At 28.1% G+C, this 10,575-nt stretch carries 9 protein-coding genes; 8 read left to right on the forward strand and 1 reads right to left on the reverse strand.

Annotated features, from left to right (window positions below):
• Positions 1-15: 15 nt before the first annotated feature.
• The 8 genes from LQ668_RS11050 (at position 16) to LQ668_RS11085 (ending at position 10,332) form a co-directional block, all read left to right on the forward strand.
• Positions 16-960, forward strand: coding sequence for a hypothetical protein (locus LQ668_RS11050; RefSeq protein ID WP_078356748.1), 945 nt, complete (start codon positions 16-18; stop codon positions 958-960).
• A complete protein-coding gene (locus LQ668_RS11055; protein WP_239700512.1) occupies positions 960-3,590 on the forward strand; it encodes a glycosyltransferase in 2,631 nt (876 codons plus the stop codon). The genes LQ668_RS11050 and LQ668_RS11055 overlap by 1 nt, the downstream gene beginning before the upstream one ends.
• 26 nt (positions 3,591-3,616) lie before the next feature.
• Entirely contained in the window at positions 3,617-5,446 is a 1,830-nt protein-coding gene (locus LQ668_RS11060) for a hypothetical protein (protein ID WP_119634686.1), read from the forward strand.
• 23 nt (positions 5,447-5,469) lie between these two features.
• Positions 5,470-6,282 (forward strand): ABC transporter permease, encoded by an 813-nt coding sequence (locus LQ668_RS11065; protein ID WP_078356750.1) that lies wholly within the window; start codon positions 5,470-5,472, stop codon positions 6,280-6,282.
• Positions 6,283-6,294: 12 nt separating this feature from the next.
• Positions 6,295-7,506 (forward strand): glycosyltransferase family 4 protein, encoded by a 1,212-nt coding sequence (locus LQ668_RS11070; RefSeq protein WP_078356751.1) that lies wholly within the window; start codon positions 6,295-6,297, stop codon positions 7,504-7,506.
• A 121-nt stretch (positions 7,507-7,627) separates the two neighbouring features.
• Positions 7,628-8,407: an ABC transporter ATP-binding protein gene (locus tag LQ668_RS11075; protein WP_411815765.1), complete on the forward strand. Its 780-nt coding sequence runs from the start codon at positions 7,628-7,630 to the stop codon at positions 8,405-8,407.
• 23 nt (positions 8,408-8,430) lie between these two features.
• On the forward strand, positions 8,431-9,756 hold the full coding sequence (locus LQ668_RS11080; protein ID WP_239776031.1) for a glycosyltransferase: 1,326 nt from the start codon (positions 8,431-8,433) through the stop codon (positions 9,754-9,756).
• 294 nt (positions 9,757-10,050) lie between these two features.
• Positions 10,051-10,332 carry a hypothetical protein gene (locus tag LQ668_RS11085; RefSeq protein WP_078356754.1) on the forward strand — a complete coding sequence of 94 codons (282 nt, stop codon included), beginning with the start codon at positions 10,051-10,053 and terminating at the stop codon, positions 10,330-10,332.
• 26 nt (positions 10,333-10,358) lie between these two features.
• Here the strand turns inward: LQ668_RS11085 and LQ668_RS11090 are convergent.
• The coding region (locus LQ668_RS11090; protein WP_239776033.1) for a hypothetical protein at positions 10,359-10,575 on the reverse strand (217 nt) is incomplete at its 5' end.

Genomic DNA, 10,575 nt, shown 5'->3' on the forward strand with positions numbered 1-10,575 from the left:
TTGAGGGGTCTTCATATGATTGATGTAAAAAGTCCATTTATTCAAAGCGGATTAAGTTTTCAAATTATTTTAAGAGAACCAGAAAATCAAGAAATATTTGATGTGGATGACGATGAAATTATAGTGAATCATGTTTCAGATTATTTAAATAAGGCTTTAAAAGTTATTTCAGTAAAAGACATAGAAAGTGAACTTTATGGACTCGTTGTAAGAGGTACCAATATAATTGGATGGACTAAATTGAATAACTCTATCAAATTAATTTCAAAGCCTATAGAAACAATAAGAGTTGATTTAACTCATTTTAATACGCCACAAATAAATAGAGATTTAGGTTTTAAAGTAGATTATAACTTATTGTTCCAAGAGAAGAACTATTCTTCTAGAGCTTTATATTTATATGAAGGTGAAATTTTAGAAGCAATATTTAATAAAGGTACATTTAGTGGTTTTGTAAAAACTGAAGATATAGACAGAGCAGTTATGATAAATACTAAAGTATCTATAAAAAATTCTACTTTATTTTATCAAGATAGTGCCAAGAACAAAACAATTGACCTTTCTTTAGATGAAGAACAATTTGACTTTAACAATGTGAATATCGATATGGTATTTTTAAAAGCGAAATCAGTTCGCGTTATTATCAAAAAGAAAAAATATTGGATTAGTCTTTCAGATTTAATTGATAACGAAATGATTGATTCTTTAGAAAGTATAAGTTACGAAAATTATAATGAATTGGAACTAGAACAGTTAGATATTATTACTAATTTTCAAGAAGAAAGAAAAGAATCTAAATCAGCTATTGTTCGTTTGATTAATGAGAATATTAATTTACAAAAAAATCATAAAAAAGAAGAAAAAGCACAATACGAAAGACTATATCACAATTTAAGAAATTCTAAATTAGGAAAAATTCAAACGAAATACTGGAGTTGGAGAAATAGGAGGAAATCATAATGTCTTCAAATGAACCAACAAAAATCGACAAAAGTAATAAACTTCAAACAGCTAAAGAAGAATTAGTTAACTTTGACGACAAAACAAAAGTTGAACAATTAGAAGAAGTTCTGGATATTGTTGAACAAGATTATATGTATGGATTGTATAAACTCAAAAAAGTAAAAGATTATACTAATCATCATAATTATTATAAAAAAGTTGCAGATGAATCAAAATTAGATTTCCTTGAAAATCATCAACAACATATCTCACAACTTAATACCTCTAACGAATCAAGAGTATTTGTAAAAAATAAATATAAAGTTGGTTTAATCGCTGATGAATTTTTATATAATTCGTTTAAAGATATAGGTAATATTGTATATATAGATAGTGAGTTTTCATCATTAAGTGATGATATGGATGTATTGATTGTAGCAACTGCATGGAGAGGTATAGATGGAAGTTGGACTGGTCTAGCATCAGTCAATAGCGAAAAGAGAAGAATGTTAATAGAAGGTATACAAAAAGCGAAAAATCTTAATATACCAATTGTATTTTACTCGAAAGAAGATCCTGTTAATTTCCATTTATATAAAGATATTGCTACTGAGTGCGACATTATTTTAACTTCTGCAGAAGAGGTTGTTAATGATTATAAAGAATATTGTCAAAATGATAATGTTCATGTACTACAGTTTGGAATTAATCCACATTATCATAATCCTGTTGGTTCAAGAAGCCAATATAATCAAGCATTTAAAAATGATGTTATTTTTGCAGGAAGTTGGACTGAAAAATATCCTGTAAGAAACCAAGAATCAGCAAGAATTTTTGATGAATTAATAAATAATGAAAATGATTTAACGATTATAGATAGAAATTTACCTTTAAGAAGAACGCGTTATCAATTTCCTATGAAGTATATTCCATTTTTAACAATGCCAATCGATCATAATGAACTTATGAGCTTACATAAAGTTTATCGATGGGCTGTAAATGTGAATTCAGTTAAATATTCAGAAACTATGTTTGCGAATAGAATTTTTGAATTACAAGCGTTTGGCAATTTAATCTTATCTAACTATTCAGTTGGCGTGAATAATCAATTTCCTAATGTGTTTATGATTAATCATAAAAGCGATGTCGCACCAATTATGAATCAATATAAAGAATATGAAATTGAAGATATGCAGGCGAAAAGTATTAGAAGTGTTATGAGAGATAGCACAACTTATCATAGATTAGATGAAGTTTTATCGTATATAGATATAGAGCCAACTCAAAAGGACAGTAAAGTTTTAGTAATTGTTGATCAATTAACAGATAAAATGAATGATATTTTATCTCGTCAACTTTATGTGCAATTTGATGTAGCTGAAGCTAACCAGACAATAGATGACTATAGTCAATATGAATTCATTACATTTATGAAAGACTCTATTTCATATGAAGAATATTATTTAGAAGATTTATTTTCTGTTTTTAAATATGTAGATGTTGATTTTGTCACTAAAGATAAACAGCATGAAGCTCATCAATATATTGATGAAGCAATAAATAAATATTTAACGATGTATCATAGAAATATTGTAGACGAAAACTTAAATATATTACAATCCAATAATGGCTATAATTTAGATCAATCCGAAATTTACGAATCTACTTTATATGGTCAAAATAAGCAAAAGAAAAAATTGAGTGTAATTATCCCTATACACAATAATGGGACGTATTTAGAAGATAAATGTATGCGTAGTTTAAGAAGATCCTCTATCTATAGTGAAATGGAGATTATATTTGTAAATGATGGAAGCACAGATTCAGAAACGATTTCCATTATTAACAGACTAAGAAGAAGATTCCCTGATATCGTGTATTATGAATATGAACAAGGATCAGGAAGTGCATCAAGACCTAGAAATAAAGGTGCAGAGCTTGCTTCTACAAAATATATAACTTATCTTGATCCTGATAATGAAGCAACAGGCGATGGATATGCAACTTTATTAGAAGAAATCGAAACAAATAACGATGTAGATATGGTTGTTGGAAACATTATTAAAGAAGACAACAAACGTAGAGCATTGTTTAATTATGCTGGAACTGTTAAGAAATACAATGACGGTAACTTATTAATTGAAGATCCTAAGAAATATATGAAGAAATGTGGATTACGAGCACAAAGTATACAAGCTTTAGTTATTAAATCAGCAATTATTAAAGATAATAACATTCAAATGATTGAAGGAGCAGCTGGGCAAGATACATTGTTCTTCCAAGAATTGATGATTAATTCTAAAAAGGTAAAAGCTGTTACTGACGTTATTCATATGTATTATGCAGCTGTTTCAGGTTCTGTAACTAATTCAATTTCCAAAAAATTATTCGATAAATATTATGCTTTAGAAATTGAAAGAATTCCTTTCTATGAAAAGCATGGCTTACTTAGTTCGTATTTAGAACATAGATTTAACTTCTATGTTAAAGGTTGGTATTTACCAAGACTTGAGAAAGTTAAACCTGATGAAAGAAAAGAAGCGGTTGAGAGATTTTTAGAAATTTATAGTTTATACGATCAGTATAAGCGTCCAGAAGACCATGATTTAAATAAATATGTTGAAAATCTAAAAAAAGAAGTTCAATAAGTGATGGATAATAGGGGGAGAATATGATGGATAATGTATTGGCTAAGTTTCATAAAGCATATATTGTATTACCTAATCAATTCTCTCTTGATCATACATACTATCAAGAGAATACGAATATCGGTAAGTTTAATGTTTATTATGCTTATGATTTAGCTCAATGTGAAGTAATGGTGAATGAAACAAAAGTCATCTTATTAGGTCATTTAGTTCATACTCAAAATAGTGAATTAAACTATCATGAAATAATCTCTCGCTTATTATCACATGAGTTAGATTCTTATGAATTTCTTGAAGAGATGAGTTTTTATAACGGTCGATATGCAATGTTTATTGAATATAAAGGACAAGTGTATTTTTATAATGATGCTACATCATTTTTGTCTTTGTATTATCATAATGAATTATCATTGTATGCTAGTCACTCAGAACTACTCAAGCAGTTGATTGAAGATTACTATAATATTGAGTGTGAAAAAATAGCTTCTAAATCAAATGGTTTTTTAGACTATAGCAAATATAAAAACATATATAAGTTTAATTCCAATACACGGCTAAATATGACACAGCATCAAATAAAAAGAATTTATCCAATTAAACCTTTTAAAGTCAAAACAGCTGAGGAAGTATTGAACTTAATAGATAATGAAATAAAAGAATCAGTTAAATATTTATTTAATTTAGATAAAAAAATATTATGCTCTATTACAGCAGGACATGATTCAAAAGTATCATTATCATATATAAAAGATTTTGTGGATAGTGTTAAATTCTTCACTTATACGAGAAACATAGATGAATTGGAAAACAAACAAGTTTCGAAGATATATAAATTAGATGAATCAATCGCACGTAAAATTGCTTATAATCTTAATTTAAACTATAAATTATTTAATATGGATAATTCGTCTATAAAGCCTGAAATGAAAGTTAAATATGAGCAATATGAAACAAGTCATAGCATTAATTTAATCAATTATTATAACGAAAATTATGATTTTCAAAATGCATTACATTTAAAATCGACAATTTTTGAATTAGCAAAAGATATTGTCCCAAAAAGTATTCAAACAAAAGATTCTTTTATTCCTTATACGAATGCTATTAAAAAATGGGCTAAAGACTTTCCGTTTGATGATGAGCATCAAATAGAATATTTATCTAATTTTATTGAAAGAAATGAATTGAATAAGACGATAGAAATGGGTTATCATCCATATGAAATTTTATACTATGAATCTAGAATGAACGGATGGCATAGTTGTATTATTCAAGAAAGTGATGACTTTTTAGATGTCTTTAGTTTAATTAATACAAGGCATATACTATTTGAATTACTTAAAATAAATGATTCAGATAAAAACGAAAACAAGCTTCATCAATTGATTGTAAAAAATAATTGGCCAATTTTAAATTATTTTCAAGTAAACAATAGCCAAACTTTAGAAAATAAAGTGGATCAATTAGAACAGCAAATAAATGAACGCAATAGTAACTTAGAAAACATCATAATTGAAACAGATGATTTTTATCAACGTAATAATTTAAATAGCACACGGTTTAGAGCACTTTCAAATAAGTTTAGCAATGTAAATAAAAAGATAATTACTTTAACTAACAAAACTAATAACGTTCAAAAAATTGAAATAAAAACATTTTATAACAACACTAATGGCAGAGAGATAATATACTTTGATATTGAGGATCATCAAATCGATTTAGTCGATTTAAGTATAAATGGATATGATTTGAATTTTAATCCTCATGAGTCAAAAATAATTTCAGTATATGCAAGTAAAAATTTTGAAAAGTCATCGTGGATAAATGCTTCAGAATTTGAACTTATTGAAAAATAAAAAATCAAGTAGGTCGTTATAATATGAAGATAGTTACTGAAATCTTTAAAGAACAACTTAATAATTTACCTAAAATTTTAAAACTTGCAATTTATAATATGAAAAGTCAATACGCCAATCACTATCTTGGTGTGTTTTGGAATATATTACAGCCAATACTACAAGTAGCAGTTTATTATCTCGTATTTGGTTTAGGTTTAAGAGGAGATGCTAATGCACAAGTAGTTGGTGTACCATTTTTAGTACATTTAATTTCAGGTCTCTTTCCATGGTTATTTATATCACAAGGTATCAATACTGGTGCAACTTCAATACAAGGTAATGTAGGACTATTATCAAAGATGAGATTCCCTTCATCAATATTTATTTCAATCGCATTAACTAACAATATGATTAATTTAATGATTACATCATCAATATTATTTGTAATTTCACTTGTTAATGGTTATGTACCATGGTGGCACTATTTCTGGTTTATTTATTTCTTAGTAGCATCGTATGCAATTATTTTTGGTATTTCACTAATTATGAGTACTTTAATAATTATCATTAGAGATACTAAAAATTTACTTCAAAATATCATTAGAATGTTATTCTTTATGACACCAATATTTTGGGCGATGGAAGAGGCACATGGTATTCTACAAAGATTAGCGAGCTTGAATCCATTTGCCTACTTAGTAGGTGTATACAGAACGGCATTTGTTCATGGAAATGTATCAGTATATGGAGAATGGCATGATCATTTATATTTTTGGTTAATAACAATATTATTATTGTTAATTGGTTCATTAATTCATTCAAGATTTAAAAGGAAGTTACTAGACTACTTATAGGGTGTTTATAATATGACAAAGAAATTATTAATGATTTCCCAAAACTTTTACCCAGAACTCGGATCTGCAGCAAACAGAATGAAAATGATGTTTAAAGCATTTAAAGTCAAAGGCGCAGATCCGACTATGTTAACAACTGAACCAACATATCCAAATCAAAGCTTATTTGATGATGATGCATACTTTACTGATCAATCTTTAAATAAATTAGAAAAAAGTAAAATTATACGTATGAAAATGCATGGTAATAAACAAAATAGTAATTTTATTATGAGGTTAGTATACTATATAGAACAGTACGTTAGATTAAAAGTATTTCTGAATATGCATAAAGAAGATTATGATATTATATACGTTTCCAGTCCAAATATATTTCTTGCTTGGGCGACGCTTTTTTTCAAAAAAGCAAAAAAACCGACATATGTTTTAGAAATTAGAGATTTATGGCCAGATAGTGTAAACGGTTTAAAACATATAAACATCAGTTTATTTATGCCACTTTTAAAATATTTAGAGAAGAAGATGTACAATTCTACAGATAAAATTGTTATAAACAATGAAGCATTTAGAGCACACATACAAAATAAATTAGAAAATAAAACACCAATTTTTTACTTACCTAATGGAATTTCAAAGAGTGAGCTAATAACAGAAGAAAAGTATCAAGATTTCAGTGTAATATATACTGGAAATATAGGGTATGCTCAAGATGTCGATAAGTTAATCTCAATATGTAAAGCATTAAATAATAAAAAAATATACGTAACTGCTATTGTGTACGGTGTACAAGCTGATAAATTTAGAAAAGCTGTCAAAGAATGTGCGTATATCCAAGTGAAAAAGCCAGTTGATCGTGTAGCTTGTCTATCAGAAATTTCTAAACATCATGTATCACTTTCAATATTAGAATCGTCAGATGTTTTTATGAATGTTATGCCAGGTAAAATTGTTGATTCAATTGGAGTAGGTACTCCGCCCGTATCCAATATAAGTGGTCCTACTGAAGCGATTATACAAAAATATGATTTAGGATTTGCTCGGAAACAAGCTTCAAATGAAACAATAGTTAATGAGATAGAATCTTTAAAAAATGACAAAAATAAGTTGTTGATAAAAGAAAACAACGCAAAAAAATACCGAGATGAACATTTAATTTGGGAAGATAATATTGAAAAGCTAATTACGTTTTTAAGAAAAGGTGATGAAGATGACAAAAACATATAAAATTAAATGTGAAAATGTCTCAAAGGTTTATGACTTGAATGTAAATAGAAAAGAAAAATTATTATCTTTATTTACTTTTGGCTTAAGTTATAAATCAAAACCTTACTATGCTTTACACGATATAACATTTGAAGTTGAAGAGGGGACATCTGTAGGCATTATTGGATTGAATGGTTCCGGAAAGTCAACTCTATCTAATATTTTAGGTGGGGTAGTCGAACCGTCGTCTGGTACAGTACATACAAATGGTAAACCTTCCTTAATTGCTATTGGTGCAGGTTTGAACCCAGATTTTACTGGTGCAGAAAATATTCAATATAAATGCTTGATGCATGGCATGACACAAAAAGAAATCAATGAAAAATTTGATGATATTGTACAATTTAGTGAATTAGATGAATTTATATATCAACCTTTAAAATCGTATTCTAGCGGTATGAAATCTAGATTAGGATTTGCTATAGCTATCCATACAGACCCAGATATATTAATTGTTGATGAAGCGTTATCTGTAGGAGATGAAACTTTTTCAAATAAATGTATAGATAAAATGCATGAATTACAAGAGCAGGGTAAGACAATATTTTTTGTATCACACTCAGCAGGACAAATTAAAAAAATGTGTAAGAAAGCAATCTGGATACATTATGGAGAAATGGTTGCGTATGGTGAAGTTAATGATGTAGTTGCGAGATATGTTCATCTCATTCAAAAAGTAAAAAAGAAAACTAAAGAAGAACAGTTAGATTATAAACGTATTAAAATTCAACAACAACGTGATAAAGAAGTTGATGAATCTGTAATTCATAAAGAAAAAAGACCAACAAGCATATTAGCAATGATTGGGCTAGTGAGTGTAGCATGGTTGTATATACTGTTGTTCCAAGTAGGTATACTATAAATCATAAAGAATGAGGTTAGAAAATGAAAAAAGTCACAATGTTTGTTTGGAATCATTTTACAAATGATGCGAGAGTAAATAGAGAATGTACAACATTAGCAGAACAAGGCTATGAAGTAGACTTAATTGCAATCAATGATCCTAAAAATCCTGTCATCACAGCCTATGAAGAAATTTCTAATTCATTTAGAGTCCATAGAGTAAAACGTTATCCTTGGATGTTACAAGCATATCAAGATTATGGAAAAAAATTTTTACTAGTAGTTGCTGGTGTTCAAGTTGCGATTATACCAGCGCTTTTTTACATTAGCTTTACTATAATGGCTGCCTATTTAATGTCACTAGTTATTGCTGCAGGTATGATTAAAATTAAAAAACTAAGAAAATGGTTCATAAACGGTGCCATTATAACGAGAATGATTGTTAAAGGTTATTTCCAGAATGCAGATATATATCATGCAAATGATTTAAATACATTACCTCAAGCAATCGTTTGCTCGAAATTAAGATTAAAACCAAGACCACTTATTTATGATAGTCATGAAGTTCAATCAGATAGAACAGGTTATAATAAAGAAAAAATTAAAAAAATTGAATCATTTATTCTAAAATTTGTTGATCAAATGATTGTAGAAAACCATACAAGAGCAAAGTATAACGAAAAAATTTATGGATTTTATCCAAAAACGCTATACAATTACTCTGAAAAATATGAAATACAAGATAAACATAAAATCAACTTACATCAAATAATAGGTATAAATGAAGATGAAAAAATATTGTTATATCAAGGTGGACTACAACAAGGTAGAGGACTAGAATTATTGATTAAAGCAATGGATGAAATTGAAGAAGGACATTTATTATTTATTGGCGGAGGAAAATTAACACAACAATTAAAAGATATGAGTAAAAGTTCTGCCAAAGCACATAAAATACACTTTTTAGATAAAGTGCCTTTTCAAGAATTACCATCTTATACTAGAGAAGCTTACTTAGGATTTCAAGTGTTACAAAACATATGTTTCAATCATTACTCAGCAAGCTCAAATAAATTGTTCGAGTATATGATGGCACATGTACCAGTTATAAGTTGTGATTTTCCAGAAATCAAAAAAGTAGTAGACGAAACTAATACAGGTATAGTAGTCGACCCTCATAATGCAAATGAAATAGCTGAAGCGGTTAATAAATTAGTGAACGATGAGGCACTTAGAAATAGACTTAGTGAGAACACTAAACAAGCTAAAGAAATCTATAATTGGAATAACGAAAAAGTAAAACTACTTGAAATTTACAATCAATTCGCACCATTATCAAATAAAGAAATACAATTGAACTTTAAGTAAAGGAAAAGCTGAGACAAATCAATTGTCTCAGCTTTTTCGTGTGGAGAAAGTGGGTATGGTTGGGGCTTGGGTTCGGGCTAACTGGCAGAATTCTGGATAATGCTCCTTAACGATAAGACCCCTTAAGGACATTACTCGGAATAATGTCCTTAACACTGCTATTTGTAAAACAAAAGTGTTATAAAATAATTATTGATTTAATACTAAATACATTTTAGTTAACTTGTATTTAGCCAACTTAGGTATTACAATGATATAGCTAATATAGATATGGATAAAAGGAGTTTATTTAAGATGTATATTAAAAAGGGAATTAAGAACGTTAGTGATTTTATAAAAGAAGGTAATGATCATGAAGCTATGATGTTATTAAGAGACTTAGAAGCTAACGTAATGAAATATGACTTTGAAATTATGGGAGAAGGATTTAATCAGTTTGCAGATATATACGTTTCACTAAAAAATAGAAAGAAAGCAATAGAAATGTATCAAAAAGCAATACTTTACTTTAGAGAAGTAGGGAATAAAGATAAAGTAGAAGAAATTAGCCATAAATTTGAATATCTTATTTTATAGTAAGGGAAGCTATTAGATAAATTGCGCTACAAAGTAAACCGCCTAATTCGGGAACTAAGTTCTTGAATTAGGCGGTTTTTATATTTTAATGACAATGATTTATAATCTATAAGGAATAAATATAGGGCACCTATATTCACACAAGTTGAAAGTGGACCGTCTACACTTAATTGGACAACTTCTTTAAAGAGAAGTATTGTTAAAATTAAGAAAGTAGGTGGTCTTTTTATGAGAAGAGAGCGT

Origin of the sequence: Mammaliicoccus sp. K-M42 (genome assembly GCF_022386375.1) — a bacterium.
Classification (GTDB): Bacteria; Bacillota; Bacilli; order Staphylococcales; family Staphylococcaceae; genus Mammaliicoccus; species Mammaliicoccus fleurettii.